A 19,125-nucleotide genomic window follows, 5' to 3' on the forward strand; every position below is an offset into this window, starting at 1 on the left:
AATTAAAATATAAAACAGTACAACTGTGGGAGAAACAAAGTACATTTTCGTAACCGGTGGTGTTGCCTCTTCTCTTGGAAAAGGAATTATATCATCTTCCATCGGTAAATTGCTTCAAGCAAGAGGTTACAAAGTAACCATTCAAAAGTTTGACCCGTATATCAATATTGATCCAGGAACATTGAACCCTTACGAGCACGGAGAATGCTATGTTACGGTAGATGGTCACGAGGCCGACCTCGACCTGGGACACTACGAACGTTTTTTGGGCATTCAAACAACAAAGGCGAACAACATTACTACTGGCCGCATTTATAAAAGCGTCATAGATAAAGAGCGAAGAGGTGATTTTCTGGGTAAAACGATTCAAGTGATACCACATATTACCGACGAAATTAAACGCAACGTAAAATTACTTGGTAACAAGTACAAGTTTGACTTTGTTATTACTGAGATAGGTGGAACTGTGGGTGATATTGAATCATTGCCATATCTTGAAAGCATCCGTCAGTTAAAATGGGAACTCGGTCAGAACGCTTTATGCGTACACCTTACCTACGTGCCTTTCTTAGCAGCTGCCGGTGAATTAAAGACCAAACCTACTCAACACTCCGTAAAAGAGCTACAGTCATTAGGCGTACAGCCGGATGTTTTGGTGCTTAGAACAGAGCACAACTTAAACATGTCTTTGCGTAAGAAAGTGGCATTATTCTGTAATGTGGCCGAAGAAGCTGTTGTGCAATCCATTGATGCTTCTACCATATATGAAGTTCCCTTGTTGATGCAAGAACAAGGTCTCGACGAAACAATTCTTAAAAAAATGGGACTGCCAACCGGCGAAAAGCCAAATCTGGAACCTTGGAAAGAGTTCTTGAAGAGAAGATCTCAAGCTACAGATGAAGTGAAAATAGCTTTGGTCGGTAAGTATGTTGAATTGCAAGACGCTTACAAATCCATTTTGGAATCACTCTCGCAGGCTGCCACCTACAATGATCATAAATTGAAGATTGAATATGTGCAGTCCGAACAACTTACAGAGGCTAATGTTGATGAAAAGCTGGGCCATGTTAATGGCGTAGTTATATGCCCGGGCTTTGGTTCCAGAGGTATTGAAGGAAAATTTGTTGCAGCCAAATACACTCGTGAACATGACATTCCCACTTTCGGTATTTGTTTAGGCATGCAATGCATTGCCATTGAGTTTGCCCGCAACGTATTGGGTTACCCAGATGCCAATTCCGTTGAATTCAATGAAAAGACTCCTCACAACATTATTGATATTATGGAAGAACAAAAAGCCATAACCAATATGGGAGGAACGATGCGTCTGGGAGCTTTTGAATGTATCATTAATAAGAATTCCAAAGCCTATCAGGCTTACAAACAGGAACACATACAAGAACGCCATCGCCATCGTTATGAATTTAACAATGACTACCGCAAGCAATTTGAAGACAACGGCATGAAATGTGTAGGAGTCAATCCGGAATCTGATTTGGTTGAGATTGTGGAAATTCCAGCACTGAAATGGTACATTGGTACTCAGTTCCATCCGGAATACAGTAGCACAGTGCTTAATCCGCATCCGCTATTTATTTCCTTTATCAAAGCTGCTATTGGTAAATAAAAGGTTTCTAACAATTATTATATAAACAAATTTATGGACAAAAACACCGTAACAGGTCTGGTTTTAATAGGTATATTACTAATTGGATTCAGTTATTTCAGTCGTCCCAGTGATGAGGAACAAGCTGCCATGCAGCGATACAATGATTCTATCACCGTAGTAAAGCAGCAGGAAGCCGCATTGGAAGCTAAAAAAACAGCAGCTCTGGCAAATGAAACCCAGAAGGTGAATACAGCCGATTCCAATTCCGTTTTCTTTCAATCAGCCAATGGCAGTGAACAAGTTACGACTATTGAGAATAATTTGATTAAGCTGTCAGTGACTAATAAGGGAGGATACGTTAATTCGGTTCTTTTGAAGAATTACAAAGGACAAGACAAACAACCGCTGGTTCTTTTTAAAGAAAACGATGCGACTCTTAACTTTAACTTCTACAATAAGGAAGAGGTTATACAATCAAAAGACTATTACTTCCAAGCGGTAAACCAAACAGATAGTACACTTACTATGCGTTTGGCTGCTGATAGCACAAGCTACATAGACTTTGTGTACAAACTACACAACGACAGCTATATGGTTGATTTCTCTATTCAGGCAACAGGCATGCAAGGAAAGTTAGCCAGTACAAACTATGTCGACATTCAGTGGGCACAGCGCGCGCGTCAATTAGAGAAAGGCTTTACGTATGAAAACCGTCTATCTGAACTTACATTCAAGTATTCGGGTGGTAATTCCGATTACCTTTCGGCATCTAAAGACGAAGAAAAGTCTGTTCCTGAAAGACTTGACTGGATCGGTTATAAAAATCAGTTTTTCTCTTCGGTACTGATAGCCGATAAAGATTTTGAGAAAAGTGTATTAAAGACAAAGATAGAGACACAAGGAAGCGGATACATCAAAAACTATGCTTCAGAGATGAGCACATTCTTTGATCCGAACGGCTCTGCTCCTACTACTCTTCATTTTTATTACGGTCCTAACCACTACAAAACGCTTAAAGCCTTTGATAAAGACAGAGACGATAAGCTGGAACTCGATAACTTAGTTTACTTGGGATGGCCTGTTGTACGATCAATAAACAAATGGTTTACCATCAACATCTTCGACTGGTTGTCAAGCTGGGGATTAAGCATGGGCATTGTGTTATTACTGATGACAATTATTGTAAAAGTGGTTGTATTCCCTGCTACATGGAAAACGTATATTTCATCTGCCAAGATGCGAGTTCTAAGACCTCAGGTGGAAGAAATAAATAAGAAATACCCCAAGCAGGAAGATGCCATGAAGAAACAGCAGGAAGTCATGTCACTCTATAGCCAATACGGCGTAAGTCCCATGGGCGGATGCTTACCTATGTTGCTTCAATTCCCAATTTTGATGGCACTCTTCATGTTTGTACCGAGTGCTATTGAGCTTCGTCAGGAAAGTTTCCTTTGGGCAGATGACCTTTCAACGTATGATGCCATTGTGACGTTCCCCTTCCACATTCCGTTCCTAGGCAATCACTTGAGCTTATTCTGTATTTTGATGACGGTAACCAATATCTTGAATACCAAGTTTACCATGTCACAACAAGATACCGGACAGCAACAAATGGCTGCGATGAAGTGGATGATGTACCTTATGCCAGTTATGTTCCTGTTCGTATTGAACGACTACCCCGCCGGTTTGAACTATTACTACTTCATCTCTACCCTAATCAGTGTAGTAACCATGATTGTTTTGCGTAAAGTAACTAACGAAGACAAGCTGTTGGCTCAACTGGAAGTCAACAAAGCAAAGCCCAAAAAGAAATCAGGTTTTGCAGCTCGTTTGGAACAGATGCAGAAACAACAGGAACAAATGATGAAAGACCGTCCCAAAAGCAAAAAGTAAAACTTTGGAATTTGATTTGATATTTTTCAGCTAACGATAAACTCCGCCTCGCAATGATTGCCCGGCGGAGTTTTTTTATTGCTTTAAAAATAATCGTATCTTTACGGCATGACAATTATAAAACGAATTATTAATATGAAATCTGCAAACCTAATGATTATGTCGGCAGCCATGGCACTGGCCACAAGCACAGCTGATGCGGCGAACGCAAGTCAGGAACTGATTGGAAAGTCGGAAGTCCGCATCACCGACGGGCGTATGACTCCCGAAGCACTCTGGGCTATGGGCCGTATGGGCGGTGTATCCGTATCGCCCGATAACAAAAAAGTAGTGTATACGGTAGCTTACTATAGCGTTCCGCAAAACAAAAGTAACCGAGAGATATTCATCATGAATGCCGACGGTAGTGGGCAACAGCAGCTCACAGCTACTCCTTTTTCGGAAAACGAAGCAACCTTTATTAAAGGAGGAAGCAAAATTGCTTTTCTCAGTTCAGAGAGCGGAAGCAGTCAGCTTTGGGAGATGGACCTCGACGGCACGAACCGGAAGCAATTGTCTCAATACGATGGAGATGTGGAAGGCTTCTCATTCTCACCTGACGGGAAGAAAGTTCTTTTTATTGCTCAGGTAAAAACAGTTCCGAGCACAGCCGATAAATACCCCGACCTGCCTAAAGCTTCGGGAATCATTGTGAACGACCTCATGTATAAGCACTGGGACGAATGGGTTACAACCGCTCCGCATCCTTTCGTTGCCGATTTTGACGGCTCTTCTTTGAGCAATGTAACCGACATCATGCAAGGTGAACCTTATGAAAGCCCCATGAAACCCTTTGGCGGCATGGAACAGCTGGCATGGAACACAACTTCCGACAAGATTGCTTACACCAGTCGCAAGAAGACAGGCAAAGAATATGCCTTTTCTACCAATTCAGACATCTATGTGTACGACCTGCAAACAAAAAAGACGGTTAACATAACCGAAGGTATGATGGGGTATGACACCAATCCGCAATATTCGCCCGACGGAAAGAGCATTGCTTGGTTAAGCATGGAACGCGACGGATACGAAGCCGACCTCAATCGTCTATTCGTTATAAACCTGGAAACCGGAGAAAAACGCTTTGTCAGCCAGGCATTTGAATCCAACGTTGACGGTTTCTGCTGGAACACCGATAGTAAAAGTATTTATTTCACCGGAGTTTGGCACGCCACCTCACAAATCTACTCAGTCAACCTGAAAGACAATTCCATCAAGGCACTCACAAGCGGTCAGCACGATTATGCTTCCATCGCACTCTGCGGAAAGAAACTTATTGCGACAAGACACTCCATGAGCATGGCCGATGACATTTATGCAGTCGATTTAAAAGGAAAAGCAACCCAACTGACCTTCGAAAACAAGCACATAACCGACCAAATTGAAATGGGCAAGGTAGAAGAACGTTGGATGACAACAACCGACGGCAAGCGCATGTTGACATGGGTTATCTATCCCCCTAAGTTTGATCCGACTAAAAAATACCCCACCCTGCTCTATTGCCAAGGAGGTCCGCAAAGCGCAGTCAGCCAATTCTGGTCATATAGATGGAACTTGCAGATTATGGCTTCCAACGATTACATTATTGTTGCCCCCAACCGCAGAGGACTGCCCGGATTCGGTAAAGAATGGAACGAGCAAATCAGTGGCGATTACGGCGGACAGTGCATGAACGACTACTTCACCGCTATTGACGAAATGGCTAAGGAACCGTTTGTTGATAAAGACAGACTGGGCTGTGTTGGTGCCAGCTTTGGCGGTTTTTCAGTTTACTGGCTGGCCGGTCATCACAACAAACGCTTCAAAGCATTTATTGCACACGACGGTATTTTCAATATGGAAATGCAATACCTCGAAACAGAAGAGATGTGGTTTGCCAACTGGGACATGGGAGGCGCCTATTGGGAAAGAGAAAACGCAACTGCGCAGCGCACCTTTGCCAATTCTCCCCATCAGTTTGTCGACAAATGGGACACACCCATCCTCTGCATACACGGCGAAAAAGATTATCGCATACTAGCTTCGCAAGGAATGGCAGCATTTAACGCAGCCATATTAAGAGGCCTTCCCGCCCAATTGCTTCTTTATCCGGATGAGAACCATTGGGTTCTTAAACCACAGAACGGCATTTTGTGGCAACGCACCTTCTTCGAATGGTTAGATAAATGGTTGAAAAAATAAGAGCATGAAAATAAATATATTAGTTTGTGATTGGTTTGAAGACATCCTGCCGCCTTTTCTTCCAACCTTTCCTACGTTGATATACAACCTTTTCAATCAGGTTGACGCAACAATAGAATACGAATTGTTTGATGTGCAAAAAGGAAATTTCCCTCAGCTGAACGGTAATGAGATCAATCTCATTACCGGCAGCCGAGCGGGCGTCTATGAAAACCTGCCGTGGGTGACTGCTTTGCTTGACTTTATCCGCAGCGCCCATCAGGCCAAAGCCAAGCTCGTGGGATTTTGTTTCGGGCATCAGGCCATCGCCCAAGCATTGGGTGGCGAAGTAGCCCCTTCCGGTAAAGGATGGGGCACGGGAATCCGATCGTCTCAAGTGATACATCCCGAAGCCTTGAAGTACTTCCCTGACGGAAAGATGTACCTTAACTACAACCACAACGATCAAGTCATGCAATTGCCACCCGAAGCCGAACTGCTTGCAACGAGTGATTTCTGTCCAAACGAGGCCTTCATGGTGGGCAATCATATTTTGTGTTTTCAGGGACACCCCGAATACACCAAACAATACGCCCAACACGTTCTAGAAAAAGCAAAAGGAAAAGATGCAGAGCTGATTCGGAAAGCGATGGAAAGCCTCCAATTGCAAACTGCACAAGGAGCAACCATAGCTCGTTGGATACTCAACCTCAACTAAATGCGTGCCGATGCACCATAAAAAAGTCCGGCAAAACATACTGAAATGCTTTGCCGGACAACCAACTAAATATAACTAAATTATGAAATCAAGTCTTCTTAATGCGTAGTAGCACTCACTAAAAAAGTTCCAAAAGCAGAAGCCTCTTGCTCTTTATAATGATACAAACCTGTAATTGGCGTGTAGTTGTAAGGCACAAACTGGAACAATTGCACAACTGAAAACTGATGATCGGCAGAAACCAGCACATCCATTCTCAAATTTCCGCTTGTTTCACTTTTTAAAGCCTTCAAAGAAGAAAAATCCTTCTTATCCAAACCATCTTTCAGTGCATCGAGATGCTTCAAATCAAAATACACACTTTTTTCTTTCACTGCACTACCTGTGGGCACGTAAACCATCTGTTTTGATTTCCAGAACAAGCGAAAAACTCCTGTAAGAAACAAAACAGAACCCGCCACCATGGCCATCATGCTTAAGGTTGACGACCTGTCGTCCATTCCAAGAATAGAAACAAAACTCAAAACACCTAAAGCCAACATCGTTAATGAGATTCCAATTTTTGACGCACTGGCTTTCTTCGCCACATCGGCGTAAGAGGATGCAAAAATAGTTGCAACCTGAACATTATCTGTCATATAAATACTGTTTAAACGTTATTTAATCAATGATTAAAAAGAGAAAGGTCAACAAAAAACACGTATTTAAACAGCTAAATAATGATCCGTCTTAACGTATACACATAATAATTGGTGAGTCCTGATACCGTTCGATACGGAGCATGCAGCAGCGCAGGCCATTTATGCATGAACTCCGACGATTTATGCAGAGACATACATTGAAGAATGCCCCTCAAAGAACCGTGATATTCTACCAGATTTACGCGTTGCAGGCGGGTATCAACAGCATGATAGCCGTCGCAAAAGCCACTGCCCAGTTCAGCATCCGAGAAGTTTGAATGCCTCACCATGTCAATCGTGTAGGTCTTTGAGGAAAATGCGGAAGAGTGATCGACAGCATGAGCAGCACCGCCTGCTACAGCTTCCGGCTGCAACAAGACAGAACAGTCCACATAGCACACAGCTATAACAGACAGAATAAACAAGGCTACTTTTATCACTCGTACCATAGATGGCTGCAAATATAGTTTTAAATCCGCTTATTTGCTTAAAATCGTTATTTATTTAAGTTTATTCTCCCTAAAAACATTAAAAATCGTAGGCAGCAGTCCGTTACAAGCTGGCTAACCGTCTATAAATCGGCTCCTGCAGTCAGCAAACGAGCCACTTCTTCCATGTGCCTGTAGTCCGTGCCGCAACAACCTCCAAAGATGCGAAGTCCGTTTTCTTGCCGTAACTTCATCATGTTACACGCAATTATATGAATTGCAGATAAATAAACCTGAAACACAAAATTATAAATCTTTTATGACTACATGATGCATTTATCAATCAAAAAGCTTTATTTTTGTCCATGTATAACGGTTTTCCATACAAGTTACCAACCTTATTGATTTTTTAGAAAGAAAAACATGATGCTACGAACTGTCAGGCTTATTGCCGCCGTGGTGTGTTTTGTACTTATCACACTGCTTTTTCTTGATTTTACAGGCACGCTGCACCCCTGGCTGGGCTGGCTTGCCAAAATACAGCTGCTCCCTGCCATACTGGCAATGAATGTAGGTGTCGTTTTGTTCCTCGTTCTGCTTACGTTGCTCGCCGGCAGAATATATTGTTCCGTCATCTGCCCGCTGGGTGTGTTCCAAGATGTTGTTTCGTGGATAGCCGGAAAGCGTAAGAAAAGACGTTTCTCCTATTCGCCGGCCATGAACCGATTGCGTTATGGCGTGCTGATTCTTTTTATTGTTGCCCTGGTAGCCGGAGTCGGCTCACTGGTAGCCTTGCTCGATCCCTACAGCGCCTTCGGAAGAATAGCGTCAAACCTCCTCAATCCTGTTTATTTGTGGATAAACAACCTGCTGGCCGATGCCGCTGAGCGGATGGAAAGCTACGCGTTCTATCACACAAATATATGGATCAGAAGCCTGTCCGTCCTCATTACCGCCGCCGTAACACTGGTCGTTGTCAGCGTGTTGGCTTGGCGAAACGGAAGAACTTATTGCAACACCGTTTGTCCGGTAGGTACCTTTCTGGGCTTCTTATCGAGATACTCCTACCTCAAACCGATTATAAATACCGATAAATGCAATTCGTGCGGACTTTGTTCACGCAATTGCAAAGCCTCGTGCATCAACACCAAAGAGCACAGCATTGATTACAGTCGTTGTGTAACCTGCATGGACTGCCTGAACAGTTGCACCAAAGGCGCCATCACTTACGCACATGCCCCTAAGGCAACCCAGCCGGTTCTTGCGGAAACGCCGGCCACCCAGGCAGAAAGCAGTCCGAACAACCGCAGAGATTTCCTATCGCTCACGGCGTTGATTGCCACCACCTCCTTTCTGAAAGCCCAAGAGAAAAAGGTAGATGGCGGACTGGCGGCCATTGAAGACAAGAAAGTGCCCAACCGCCTCACTCCCATTGTGCCTCCCGGCTCCCGAGGCCTGCACCACATGGCACAACATTGCACCGCCTGTCAGCTCTGCGTAACGGTTTGCCCCAACGAAATATTACTGCCTTCGCAAAAACTCAGCAACTGGATGCAACCCGAGATGACGTACGAAAGAGGCTATTGCCGCCCCGAATGTACCAAATGCTCCGAAGTTTGTCCCACAGGCGCCATTGATCTGATCAGCCGTGCCGACAAATCGTCTACGCAGATAGGACACGCCGTATGGATCAAAGCCAATTGTGTGGTGATAACCGACGAAGTAAAATGCGGAAACTGCGCCCGTCATTGTCCGGCCGGCGCCATCTTGATGGTTCCTTCGAGCAAAGCCCCCGATTCATTGGAGATACCGGTGGTAAACGCCGAGCGCTGCATCGGCTGCGGAGCCTGCGAGAACTTATGTCCCGCCCGCCCGTTTAGCGCCATCTACGTGGAAGGCCACGAAATGCACCGAGTTATATAATCTTCCGAAAGATTCTGAACATGAAAGAACAAGATAAAAATAAAATCAACCGCCGCCATTTCCTAAAAATGATGGGCGTAGGTGCGGCAGCCGGCACCACCTTATTATATGGTTGCCATTCAGACAAGAAACAAAGCAGCAAGAGCAGTGCCCAACTGCCCGTGCCCACAGATAAAATGACCTACCGCATCAACCCCAGCACGGGCGACCGCGTATCGCTTTTGGGCTACGGTTGCATGCGTTGGCCCACCATGCCTTCACCCGACGGTAAAGGAGAAATTATAGACCAGGAGCAGGTGAACCGATTAGTTGACTATGCCATTGCCCACGGAGTGAACTTCTTCGACACATCGCCCGTTTACGTGCAGGGATTGTCCGAGAAGGCTACGGGCATCGCGCTGAAAAGACATCCGCGCAACAAGTACTTCATCTCGACCAAACTCTCGAACTTTCAGAATTACAGCCGCGAGAATTCCATCGCCATGTACCAGCAGTCGTTTAAAGACTTGCAAACAGATTACATTGACTATTACCTGCTGCATGCAGTTGGCGGCGGAGGAATCAGTGCTTTGAAAGAAAGGTATTTTGATAACGGCCTGCTCGATTTTTTGCTCAATGAGCGCAAAGCGGGACGCATACGCAACCTCGGCTTTTCTTTTCACGGCGAAGTGGAAGTGTATGATTACCTGTTGGCATCGGACATCAAGTGGGATTTTGTGCTCATTCAGCTCAACTATGTTGACTGGAAGCATGCATCGGGTTTCAACGTCAACGCCGATTATTTGTATGGCGAGCTGGTTAAAAAAGGAATCAGAGCCTTGGTTATGGAACCGCTGCTGGGCGGTCGGCTAACGAAGCTGAGCGACAGTCTGGTAGCCCGCCTCAAAGAAAGGCGTCCCGAAGCCAGCGTGGCCTCTTGGGCGTTTCGTTTCTCGGGATCGCCCGAAAACGTTCTGTCCGTGTTGAGCGGCATGACGTACATGGAGCACCTGCAAGACAACATTCGCACCTATTCACCACTGGAACCGCTAACCGATGAAGAGAAAGACTTCCTCGAAGAAACGGCGCAGATCCTGCTGAAATACCCCACCATACCCTGCACCGACTGCAAATATTGCATGCCTTGCCCGTATGGAATAGACATACCAACCATATTCATGCACTACAACAAATGCGTGAACGAAGGCAATGTACCCAAAAGTCAGCAAGATCCTATTTATCGTGAGGCGCGAACGGCCTTCTTGGTGGGCTACGACAGAACGGTGCCCCGCTTGCGACAGGCCAGCCACTGCATAGGTTGCGAAATATGCAAGCCCCACTGTCCGCAAAGCATTGAGATACCCGAAGAGCTTCATCGCATTGATGCCTTTGTGGAGCAGCTCAAGCAAAACACCTTATAAGGACCCCTCGGTTGAGTTAATTCGAGGGAAATACCCAGTCATTGATATCTTTCTGCGCTTCTATGCTCTTCTCCACCTCATCGGGCAAAGCCGGAAAGAAATCGATGGCGGTGATGCGCTCCACCTCATCAACCGAGTTCACATAAGCATCGAGCGGATGATTGCCCGATGTGTTTTTATAAATAAAACCGATCGCCTTCGGATGGTCGCCTAAAGACAACACCACCTTAAAAAACGCTTCGGGAACTACCACTTTATGCTTGCCAATGGTTTTATGCGGGCGGTCATACAAAACCGGTCCGCACACAATGTACACAGCCCCGCTCTCCTTTGCCCACTCCCGGCACGCCTCTTCCAGCTCCTTCCAGTCGCCCCTGTTCAGGTTGTTGTTCTGCGGACAAATGTTAGTCATATAAAAACTCTCGACCATAGCCATGCGCGTCCATTTATTGTCGCCTGCCGGACACATGTGCCCGCGGTCATAACCTGAACGTTTATAATCATCCGTGGTAACCGCCTCGTTGGGACTCAAATCCGGGTCGGGCAAGAAATCATTCGTCCGGCTCTCCCTGTCCACCAACCGCTGGGGTGTTAGCTTCCACGCAACCCAATTCGGCAATTTCGTCTTTTTATTGTAAGAAACCGTGTAACCCTTGCGCACCAAAATGAGTTCCGGACGATCCGTGAGCCGGGCAGGAATTTCAATCACATCATCCACTTTCATGGGCAAAGCAGATGCTGTTGCCTGCTCTTTATTCAGAGAAACCCTCTTGCCATCGGTAACATCCGGTATTTCATTCCATGCGAATTGAGCCAGATAAAACAATCCGGCAACAACTACCATCCATACAAATTTCGCTTTGCTATTCTTCTTTTTACCCATACCAGTCATTCCGTTACGCAACAAACCTTTGCCGCTTTGTAAAACCAGTGCGAAGGTAACACATTTCGCCTACAACAGAAACAGAAAGCCGGCCTAAAATCTCCTTTTACCACAAACAAGCTAAGTAAAAACAGCGCCTATACTAAGGCAATACACCGTACAAACTAAGCCATTTCTTCTTTATATACAGTTCGTCCCCGCTACCTGTGACGAATAGCCCCGCATGCGGGGACAACAGTCACCGCTACCCGTGACGAATGGCATGGCATGCGATGACGAACTAGTCTTCTTTAAGAAATGGCTTACTACTAGTGCCCAATTAGCATAGTCTTTACTATATTTATGCTAACTTTGTGGTAACAAAAAAAAGAAAGCACCCATGAAACAAACCATAAGAGCCCTGTTTATGCTGGTAGCAATAAGCATCAGCTGCTCAGTTGCCCGCGCTGCGACTCCCCTGCGCAACGGCGATTTAATATTTCAGGAGTCGTGTCGCGGCACCATGAACGATGCCATTAAAAGAGTTACCACCAGCATTTCCGGTTATCAGTTTACGCATGTAGGAATCGTATGGATTCATCAAAAAGACACCTTTGTGGTTGAAGCCACCCGTCCGCGTGTAGCCATCACCCCGCTGAAAGAGTTCCTGCATCCCGAAGCAGAGAAAGCCTGTCCGCCCGTCTCCGTACTAGCGCGAATGAAACCACGTTTCCAATCACTTATCCCGCAAGCCATTGAAGAAGCCCGTCGGCTTGTTGGCAAAGACTACGACAGCGCCTTTATTCTCAACAACGACATGTATTATTGCTCCGAGCTGATATACGAAATCTTCCTTAAGGCCAACCAAAACGTCCCCGTGTTTACGCTGAACACCATGACTTTCAAAGCCCCCGGAAGCAAGGGTTTCACTCCCGAATGGGTTGAGTATTATAAAAAGCTGGGGGAGCCTATCCCCGAAGGTGAACCGGGAATCAACCCCGGAGCCATGTCAAAAGCAGATGTGATTGAGGTTCTTGGGGAGTTGTGACACATTGAGTAATTTTACTCATTACACTGAGTAATTTTTCTATCTATGTTCTAAAGTGCTTATATTGAGCTAGTTAAATAATAAATTGAAGAATAATGAAAGTTTATTCAAACTGTTTTTGCGATAGACTATAACAAAAAAGCTCCGAAAGTCTAAAACCTTCGGAGCTTTTTTGTTGCGGTGCGTACGGGACTCGAACCCGTGACCCCATGCGTGACAGGCATGTATTCTAACCAACTGAACTAACGCACCATTATTTCTTTTGTTCGTAATCTCTCTCGATTGCGGATGCAAAGGTAGACATTTATCTGAATTCTGCAATACCTTGAGAAAACTATTTTTTATCTTTTTTAAAAGTGCTCTGATTACTAAGGTATTACAATAAAAAGATTTTTTCGGTTCAAGCCATTAAGCACACAAATAATCTCCTTTTTCAATCGTTCCAGATGGATATTAAAAGATTAAAGTGTACTTTTGCATACACATTTAATCATCTTCGTACTGACAAAGAACAAATATATTATGAGAAATACACCAATCAGCAAGAGCGTAATCGATAAGGCAATTGAGAAATTTGCCATTGCCGATTTTTCTAAAGCGACTATTCGTGAAGTGAAAGCCATAGCAGCAGAGGCTGAAGAGGCTTCGGGCATTGAGTTTATCAAAATGGAAATGGGTGTGCCCGGATTACCGGCGTCGGCCGTTGGAGTGCAGGCGGAAATTGAAGCTTTGCAAAACGGAATTGCCAGTTTGTACCCCGACATTAACGGATTGCCTGCCCTCAAAGAGGAAGCGGCTCGCTTTGTAAAGGCTTTTATCAACGTAGACATCAGCCCCGAAGGGTGTGTTCCCGTTACGGGTTCCATGCAGGGCACTTTTGCTTCTTTTCTAACTTGCAGCCAATGTAATCCGCAAAAAGATACGATTCTTTTTATCGATCCGGGATTTCCCGTGCAGAAACAGCAATTGGTGGTGATGGGACAAAAATACGAAACGTTTGACGTTTATGATTTCCGCGGTGATAAACTCAAAGCGAAGCTGGAGGGTTATCTGCAAAAGGGAAACATCTCGGCCATTGTCTATTCTAACCCGAACAACCCCAGCTGGATTTGTTTAAAAGATGAAGAGTTACGCATTATTGGCGAGCTGGCTACTCAATATGATGTCATTGTTCTAGAAGACTTGGCTTATTTCGCCATGGATTTCAGAAGTGATATGGGCACTCCTTTCCAAGCGCCTTTCCAACCTTCGGTAGCGCATTACACTGATAATTATGTTCTTCTGATTTCGGGTTCAAAGGCTTTCAGCTATGCCGGACAACGAATTGGGGTAACTTGCATATCCGATAAACTGTACCACCGTGCTTATCCCGGCTTTGAAGTCCGATACGGCGGAGGTACATTCGGTACTGTTTTCATTCACCGGGTGCTTTACGCATTATCTTCGGGCACCAGTCACTCGGCTCAATATGCCATGGCGGCTATGATGAAAGCAGCAAGCAACGGGGAGTACAAGTTCCTCAACGAGGTGAAGGTGTACGGTCAGCGGGCGCAAAAGCTGAAAGAGATTTTTTTGCGCTACGGTTTTTATCTGGTGTACGACAATGATTTGGGCGATGCCGTGGCGGATGGTTTTTATTTCACCATAGGTTATCCGGGAATGACAAGCGGTGTGCTGGCCAAAGAGTTGATGTATTACGGCGTTAGTGCCATTTCTTTGGTAACAACCGGCAGTAAGCAGGAAGGTTTGCGTGCCTGTACGTCGTTCATCAAAGATCATCAATATACGCAATTGGAAGAGCGAATGGCTATTTTTGCCGAAAATCATCCGGTTGTGTAAGTCCGGCTTTACTTTCAATGATTAGAAACTTTTAATAAGCGAATCAAAAAAAAGAGTAATTCTTTTTGCTCCTAACAAATTATGTATATATTAGGGGCATGAAGATTAACTCAGACATACTAAAAATAGAATCTAATAACGTGGCACCGTCACGCGGAAAGATACTGATTTCGGAACCATTCCTTGTTGACAATATGTTCGGGCGGTCTGTTGTTCTGCTCATTGATCATACAATTGATGGTAGTATGGGACTTGTTTTGAATAAGATGGCTCCCATTTTGTTGAATGACGTTATCAAGGATTTTAAAGACGTAGAAAGTATTCCTATATATAAAGGAGGGCCTTTGGCCACCGATACACTGTTTTATCTGCACACCATTCCGGATGTTCCGGACGCTTTGCCCATCTCGAGTAAGCTGTATTTAAATGGTGACTTTGAGGTCATCAGGGATTACATCGTGAAAGGAAATCCGTTAAGAGGCTCCATTCGTTTTTTCCTAGGCTATTCGGGTTGGGAATTGAAGCAACTTCATCAGGAGATACAAGATAATACGTGGCTCATTGGTAAAAGCGATGTGAAATCTATGTTAAATTATAACACGGAGGGCATGTGGCAAAAGGCATTGAGTAAGCTCGGCAGCAAGTACGAAACGTGGGCGCGGTTTCCTCAAATACCTTCGTTGAACTAAGTTTCGCTACACAATGCGTTGCATAATAACTACGTCTTTATAACTTTGACCGGATACCAGCCATGATTTTAGCAGGCCGCTTTGCTCGAAACCGTTTCCGGCAAAGAGTTTCAGGCTGGCTTCATTGTCGGCGGGTATGTGTGCGTAGAGTTGTTTGAAGCGAAGAAACTCAAAAGCGTATTCGCACAAAAGAGCAAGAGCGTCTGCCGCATATCCCATGCCTCTATAGGGTTCAAGTAAACCGATGCCTACGGCTCCTCTTCCATGAAGGGGGGCGTAGTCTGTAATGTCTATAGTTCCAAGCGTTACTTCGTCGTCACGGCGAATAATCATCAAACGGATTTGTTTATCGGCGTACATGTCACTCTGCGAGTTTTCAATGTATTCTTTTAAAATGTATCTGGAGTACGGCACGGTGAGACAGCTAATATCCCAAAAGGCCGGGTCATTCTCCATCACATACATAATGTCCAGGTCTTCGGGTTCTACCGGACGTAGATAGATTCTATCATTAACTAAAAAAGAATTCTTCATCGGGTGTGTTATAAGCTTGTTATCCTATTCTAAATTTAAGTCTTTCTGTATTTTGGTTTTACCGGGCATACAAAAAAAAGATGCTGTGGCACCAATCAAGGCACAAAGTCCGCCTACGCTGTCAAATGTGAGGTAATATATAAACAGGTTGATCAGAATGACAACTTCAAGAAGCAGTAACCTGATGGCACTCCAACGAGCGTATAACGTAAAAGCGCGAAGCATATCGGCCGGATCAATCTTTTTCTTTAATACGTAGGCAAACAGTTTCAACGAAACGGGTACTATGGCAATAGCGGACAATATGCCGACTGTTTCAAGCAAGTATTGCATGCGTGCATCATCGGCATAAATTCCTACCGGCAATAAATCGGTTTCAAACCCAATCATCATAAGGAAGGGTAAAGCCCAGAAAACAACATACTGTATTTTCAGCGTTTTATATAAGGATGTACTATTCAAATCCATTGTGTTCTATTAAAAAAAGGTTTGGTTATGATACTTATTTATACTGTGCCGTTAAATGCGGTGCGGTTCACGATGCTTCGTCCCAAAGTGATTTCATCGGTGTATTCCAGTTCGTCGCCAATAGACACGCCTCTTGCGATGATGCTCAGTTTGACTCCGCTCTTTTCAAGTTTGCGGTACAGGTAGAAATTGGTTGTATCGCCTTCCATGGTGGTGCTCAGCGCCAGAATGATTTCTTTCACGCCGCCGTCTTTTACTCGATTAATCAAACTTTCTATTTGAAGGTCGCCCGGTCCTACTCCGTCCATCGGAGAGATGACTCCTCCCAGTACATGATACAAGCCTTTGTATTGCTGAGTAGCCTCAACGACCATCACGTCTCGTATGTTTTCAACGACACAAACGGTGGAACTGTCTCTTTGAGTATTGGCACATATCTGGCACACATCTGTGTCGGAGATGTTGTGACAAACCTTGCAATACTTCACTTCGCGTTTAAGTGTTATAACGGAATTACCAAATGCTTCGACGGTTGCCGTGTCTTGTCGCAACAGGTGCAAAACCAGTCGCATAGCTGTTTTCTTTCCTATTCCGGGTAGTTTGGCAAACTCGCTGACTGCCTTTTCTAAAAGCAGGGATGAATATTGTTGGTTCACTTTTTTGTTTACTTATTTATCATGGTTTACAATCTGATACCATCCGCAAAGATAACAATCAATAGTGAAATATGAAGTTCCAATTGAGAAATAAGTGTTATCTTTGCCCGAAACATCGAAGTTATGATACTAATCACCATCATTTGCTACTTTGCCGTTTTGTTGATTATAGCTCGTATCACCGGTAGGAAGGGCGGCTCGGATGCTGCTTTTTTCAAAGGAGAAAATAAATCTCCCTGGTATGTTGTTTCATTTGGAATGATAGGGGCTTCCATTTCCGGAGTTACTTTCGTCTCGGTTCCGGGCATGGTAAGAGGAATGGATATGACGTACATGCAAACGGTACTCGGTTTCTTTTTCGGTTATCTGGTGGTGGCGCATCTTCTTCTTCCGTTGTACTACCGACTCAATCTCACCAGTATTTATACGTACTTGGGAACGCGCATCGGGAACAGGGCTTACCGCACAGGTTCTCTGTTTTTCTTATTGTCGCGTATGCTGGGAACGGCTGCCAAGCTCTATTTGGTATGTCTTATATTATATACGTATGTTTTTAGTGCTATGGGGGTTCCTTTCTGGACGATAGCTGCGGGTGCGGTTACTTTGGTTTGGGTTTACACGCACAAAAGCGGCATTAAAACGATTGTGTGGACGGATACCTTGCAAACATTCTGCCTGATAGCGGCACTGGTTAGTATTATTTTTGTGACCGTGAGCCATTTACAACTCAACTTTGGCGGTATTGTTCAAACCATATCTGAAAGTAGTTACAGTCGTATCTTTGTATTCGACGACTGGGTTTCCAGACAAAATTTTTTCAAGCAGTTCTTCAGCGGAATCTTTATTGTGATTGTGATGACCGGTTTGGATCAGGACATGATGCAAAAGAATCTTTCGTGCAGAAACCTCAGGGAGGCGCAGAAAAACATGTATTGCTATGGTTTTTCATTTGTACCGCTTAACTTTTTGTTTATGTGTCTAGGCATCCTACTCATTACTCTTGCAGGCAAAGATGGCATTGCTTTGCCGACGGTAAACGATGATATTCTTCCGATGTTTGCTACGCAGGGTTATCTGGGCGAAGGGGTTCTGGTGCTTTTTACCATCGGTATTATTGCTGCTGCATTCAGCAATTCTGATTCGGCACTGACTGCCATGACAACAAGCTTTTGCGTGGATATTTTGCGGACGGGAAAAGACGTCGAAGCGGTTGCTTTGCGAAAAAGGAACAAAGTGCATGTTTTGTTTTCTGTCTTGCTGGTGCTGTTTATCTGCTTTTTTCGTGTGGTCAATGAAAGCAGTGTGATTGATACGATTTACGTAATTGCTTCTTATACATACGGTCCGCTACTGGGCATGTTCGCCTTCGGACTGTTCACTAAACGCAATACTAAAGATAAGTATGTGCCTTACATAGCGGTGGCTGCTCCGGTAATTTGTTACCTGGCCGATAGCATGACGTTAAGAGTTTTGGGATATAAATTTGGTTATGAGATGCTTATGATAAACGGAATGCTTACCTTTGCAGGCTTGTGGTTTTTTTCGTCAAATAATAATTTTAATAAAACAACATAGAACAATGGAAATATCGAGCGCTGAATTTATTATCAGTAACACCAACGTGAAGAAATGTCCGGCCGGCGTGTTTCCGGAATATGCTTTCATCGGGCGATCAAACGTAGGTAAGTCTAGTCTCATCAATATGCTCACCGCGCATAAAGGGTTGGCCATGGCTTCATCAACGCCCGGAAAAACAATGCTCATTAATCATTTCCTGATTAATAAAAGCTGGTATTTGGTTGACTTGCCGGGTTACGGTTATGCTCGCAGGGGACAAAAAGGTCAAGAGCAGATTAAAACGATTATTGAAGATTATATATTGGAACGCGAACAGATGACCAATCTGTTTGTGCTCATTGACAGCAGACTGGAACCTCAAAAGATTGACCTGGAATTTATGGAATGGCTGGGCGAGAACGGAATTCCTTTTGCTATTGTATTCACCAAAGCAGATAAGCTTTCGGGCGGAAGAATTAACGGCAATGTAAGTTCTTACCTGAGCAAGCTCAAAAAACAATGGGAAGAACTCCCCCCCTACTTCGTTACCTCAGCGGAAACTCGTATGGGAAGGAAAGAAATTCTCGACTATATAGAAAGTATCAACAAATCAGTTTATTAA

General features: G+C 44.4%; 18 protein-coding genes and 1 tRNA gene. 11 read left to right on the forward strand and 8 right to left on the reverse strand.

Translation table 11 applies throughout. The annotated features are described in order from the left end of the window. The first annotated feature begins 25 nt into the window (after window positions 1–25). The 4 genes from C511_RS0114125 (at window position 26) to C511_RS0114140 (ending at window position 6,419) form a co-directional block, all read left to right on the forward strand. Window positions 26–1,627 (forward strand): CTP synthase, encoded by a 1,602-nt coding sequence (locus C511_RS0114125; protein ID WP_024995650.1) that lies wholly within the window; start codon window positions 26–28, stop codon window positions 1,625–1,627. 33 nt (window positions 1,628–1,660) lie between these two features. Continuing rightward, complete coding sequence (yidC, locus tag C511_RS0114130; protein ID WP_027318310.1) at window positions 1,661–3,502, forward strand: membrane protein insertase YidC; 1,842 nt, start codon at window positions 1,661–1,663, stop codon at window positions 3,500–3,502. 135 nt (window positions 3,503–3,637) lie between these two features. Continuing rightward, window positions 3,638–5,722, forward strand: coding sequence for a S9 family peptidase (locus C511_RS0114135; RefSeq protein WP_027318311.1), 2,085 nt, complete (start codon window positions 3,638–3,640; stop codon window positions 5,720–5,722). Window positions 5,723–5,726: 4 nt separating this feature from the next. After that, the gene (locus C511_RS0114140) at window positions 5,727–6,419 is read left to right on the forward strand and encodes a type 1 glutamine amidotransferase (protein ID WP_024995651.1); all 693 of its coding nucleotides are present in this window, start codon (window positions 5,727–5,729) and stop codon (window positions 6,417–6,419) included. 98 nt (window positions 6,420–6,517) lie between these two features. On the opposite strand, the gene C511_RS0114145 is transcribed toward C511_RS0114140, so the two are convergent. The 3 genes from C511_RS0114145 to C511_RS17990 form a co-directional block, all read right to left on the reverse strand. Then, window positions 6,518–7,057: a hypothetical protein gene (locus C511_RS0114145; protein WP_024995652.1), complete on the reverse strand. Its 540-nt coding sequence runs from the start codon at window positions 7,055–7,057 to the stop codon at window positions 6,518–6,520. Between the two features lie 74 nt (window positions 7,058–7,131). After that, window positions 7,132–7,548 carry a hypothetical protein gene (locus tag C511_RS16960; protein ID WP_024995653.1) on the reverse strand — a complete coding sequence of 139 codons (417 nt, stop codon included), beginning with the start codon at window positions 7,546–7,548 and terminating at the stop codon, window positions 7,132–7,134. A 122-nt stretch (window positions 7,549–7,670) separates the two neighbouring features. Continuing rightward, window positions 7,671–7,784 carry a homocysteine S-methyltransferase family protein gene (locus C511_RS17990; protein ID WP_148297678.1) on the reverse strand — a complete coding sequence of 38 codons (114 nt, stop codon included), beginning with the start codon at window positions 7,782–7,784 and terminating at the stop codon, window positions 7,671–7,673. Between the two features lie 169 nt (window positions 7,785–7,953). Between C511_RS17990 and C511_RS0114160 the strand changes: the two genes are divergently transcribed. Together C511_RS0114160 and C511_RS0114165 are read left to right on the forward strand one after the other, a co-directional pair. Further along, the gene (locus C511_RS0114160; RefSeq protein WP_024995654.1) at window positions 7,954–9,450 is read left to right on the forward strand and encodes a 4Fe-4S binding protein; all 1,497 of its coding nucleotides are present in this window, start codon (window positions 7,954–7,956) and stop codon (window positions 9,448–9,450) included. 20 nt (window positions 9,451–9,470) lie between these two features. Then, window positions 9,471–10,850 (forward strand): aldo/keto reductase, encoded by a 1,380-nt coding sequence (locus C511_RS0114165; RefSeq protein ID WP_024995655.1) that lies wholly within the window; start codon window positions 9,471–9,473, stop codon window positions 10,848–10,850. 16 nt (window positions 10,851–10,866) lie between these two features. On the opposite strand, the gene C511_RS0114170 is transcribed toward C511_RS0114165, so the two are convergent. Then, on the reverse strand, window positions 10,867–11,733 hold the full coding sequence (locus C511_RS0114170; RefSeq protein WP_024995656.1) for a DNA/RNA non-specific endonuclease: 867 nt from the start codon (window positions 11,731–11,733) through the stop codon (window positions 10,867–10,869). A 379-nt stretch (window positions 11,734–12,112) separates the two neighbouring features. On the opposite strand from C511_RS0114170, the gene C511_RS0114175 reads away from it, so the two are divergent. Next, the gene (locus tag C511_RS0114175) at window positions 12,113–12,760 is read left to right on the forward strand and encodes a YiiX/YebB-like N1pC/P60 family cysteine hydrolase (protein ID WP_034782554.1); all 648 of its coding nucleotides are present in this window, start codon (window positions 12,113–12,115) and stop codon (window positions 12,758–12,760) included. Window positions 12,761–12,938: 178 nt separating this feature from the next. Here the strand turns inward: C511_RS0114175 and C511_RS0114180 are convergent. Beyond that, window positions 12,939–13,012, reverse strand: a tRNA-Asp gene (locus C511_RS0114180). Window positions 13,013–13,282: 270 nt separating this feature from the next. On the opposite strand from C511_RS0114180, the gene C511_RS0114185 reads away from it, so the two are divergent. Together C511_RS0114185 and C511_RS0114190 are read left to right on the forward strand one after the other, a co-directional pair. Continuing rightward, window positions 13,283–14,599: an aminotransferase class I/II-fold pyridoxal phosphate-dependent enzyme gene (locus tag C511_RS0114185; protein ID WP_024995657.1), complete on the forward strand. Its 1,317-nt coding sequence runs from the start codon at window positions 13,283–13,285 to the stop codon at window positions 14,597–14,599. Between the two features lie 98 nt (window positions 14,600–14,697). After that, window positions 14,698–15,288 (forward strand): YqgE/AlgH family protein, encoded by a 591-nt coding sequence (locus C511_RS0114190; protein ID WP_024995658.1) that lies wholly within the window; start codon window positions 14,698–14,700, stop codon window positions 15,286–15,288. 6 nt (window positions 15,289–15,294) lie between these two features. Here the strand turns inward: C511_RS0114190 and C511_RS0114195 are convergent, their stop codons facing one another. From C511_RS0114195 to recR, 3 genes are read right to left on the reverse strand one after another with little or no spacing between them, the layout of a single operon-like run. Beyond that, window positions 15,295–15,822 (reverse strand): GNAT family N-acetyltransferase, encoded by a 528-nt coding sequence (locus C511_RS0114195; RefSeq protein ID WP_027318314.1) that lies wholly within the window; start codon window positions 15,820–15,822, stop codon window positions 15,295–15,297. Window positions 15,823–15,846: 24 nt separating this feature from the next. Further along, window positions 15,847–16,290, reverse strand: coding sequence for a hypothetical protein (locus C511_RS0114200; RefSeq protein ID WP_024995659.1), 444 nt, complete (start codon window positions 16,288–16,290; stop codon window positions 15,847–15,849). Window positions 16,291–16,328: 38 nt separating this feature from the next. Beyond that, complete coding sequence (recR, locus tag C511_RS0114205; protein ID WP_024995660.1) at window positions 16,329–16,946, reverse strand: recombination mediator RecR; 618 nt, start codon at window positions 16,944–16,946, stop codon at window positions 16,329–16,331. Between the two features lie 123 nt (window positions 16,947–17,069). Here recR and C511_RS0114210 point away from each other — a divergent pair, with 123 nt between their 5' ends. Together C511_RS0114210 and yihA are read left to right on the forward strand one after the other, a co-directional pair. Further along, window positions 17,070–18,521 carry a sodium:solute symporter gene (locus C511_RS0114210; protein WP_024995661.1) on the forward strand — a complete coding sequence of 484 codons (1,452 nt, stop codon included), beginning with the start codon at window positions 17,070–17,072 and terminating at the stop codon, window positions 18,519–18,521. A gap of 4 nt (window positions 18,522–18,525) precedes the next feature. Then, window positions 18,526–19,125: a ribosome biogenesis GTP-binding protein YihA/YsxC gene (gene yihA, locus C511_RS0114215; RefSeq protein ID WP_024995662.1), complete on the forward strand. Its 600-nt coding sequence runs from the start codon at window positions 18,526–18,528 to the stop codon at window positions 19,123–19,125.

The sequence above is a fragment of the Bacteroides graminisolvens DSM 19988 = JCM 15093 genome (assembly GCF_000428125.1).
GTDB classification, from domain to species: domain Bacteria; phylum Bacteroidota; class Bacteroidia; order Bacteroidales; family Bacteroidaceae; genus Bacteroides; species Bacteroides graminisolvens.

What these genes read in the sequence shown, in the direction of transcription:
- C511_RS0114145 (WP_024995652.1), bottom strand. Translation starts at nt 7,057, where the DNA reads ATGACAGATAATGTTCAGGTTGCAACTATTTTTGCATCCTCTTACGCC.
- C511_RS0114140 (WP_024995651.1), top strand. Translation starts at nt 5,727, where the DNA reads ATGAAAATAAATATATTAGTTTGTGATTGGTTTGAAGACATCCTGCCG.
- C511_RS16960 (WP_024995653.1), bottom strand. Translation starts at nt 7,548, where the DNA reads ATGGTACGAGTGATAAAAGTAGCCTTGTTTATTCTGTCTGTTATAGCT.
- C511_RS0114210 (WP_024995661.1), top strand. Translation starts at nt 17,070, where the DNA reads ATGATACTAATCACCATCATTTGCTACTTTGCCGTTTTGTTGATTATA.
- C511_RS17990 (WP_148297678.1), bottom strand. Translation starts at nt 7,784, where the DNA reads ATGATGAAGTTACGGCAAGAAAACGGACTTCGCATCTTTGGAGGTTGT.
- C511_RS0114135 (WP_027318311.1), top strand. Translation starts at nt 3,638, where the DNA reads ATGAAATCTGCAAACCTAATGATTATGTCGGCAGCCATGGCACTGGCC.
- C511_RS0114175 (WP_034782554.1), top strand. Translation starts at nt 12,113, where the DNA reads ATGAAACAAACCATAAGAGCCCTGTTTATGCTGGTAGCAATAAGCATC.
- C511_RS0114190 (WP_024995658.1), top strand. Translation starts at nt 14,698, where the DNA reads ATGAAGATTAACTCAGACATACTAAAAATAGAATCTAATAACGTGGCA.
- C511_RS0114160 (WP_024995654.1), top strand. Translation starts at nt 7,954, where the DNA reads ATGCTACGAACTGTCAGGCTTATTGCCGCCGTGGTGTGTTTTGTACTT.
- C511_RS0114185 (WP_024995657.1), top strand. Translation starts at nt 13,283, where the DNA reads ATGAGAAATACACCAATCAGCAAGAGCGTAATCGATAAGGCAATTGAG.
- C511_RS0114200 (WP_024995659.1), bottom strand. Translation starts at nt 16,290, where the DNA reads ATGGATTTGAATAGTACATCCTTATATAAAACGCTGAAAATACAGTAT.
- C511_RS0114170 (WP_024995656.1), bottom strand. Translation starts at nt 11,733, where the DNA reads ATGGGTAAAAAGAAGAATAGCAAAGCGAAATTTGTATGGATGGTAGTT.
- C511_RS0114165 (WP_024995655.1), top strand. Translation starts at nt 9,471, where the DNA reads ATGAAAGAACAAGATAAAAATAAAATCAACCGCCGCCATTTCCTAAAA.
- yidC (WP_027318310.1), top strand. Translation starts at nt 1,661, where the DNA reads ATGGACAAAAACACCGTAACAGGTCTGGTTTTAATAGGTATATTACTA.
- C511_RS0114195 (WP_027318314.1), bottom strand. Translation starts at nt 15,822, where the DNA reads ATGAAGAATTCTTTTTTAGTTAATGATAGAATCTATCTACGTCCGGTA.
- yihA (WP_024995662.1), top strand. Translation starts at nt 18,526, where the DNA reads ATGGAAATATCGAGCGCTGAATTTATTATCAGTAACACCAACGTGAAG.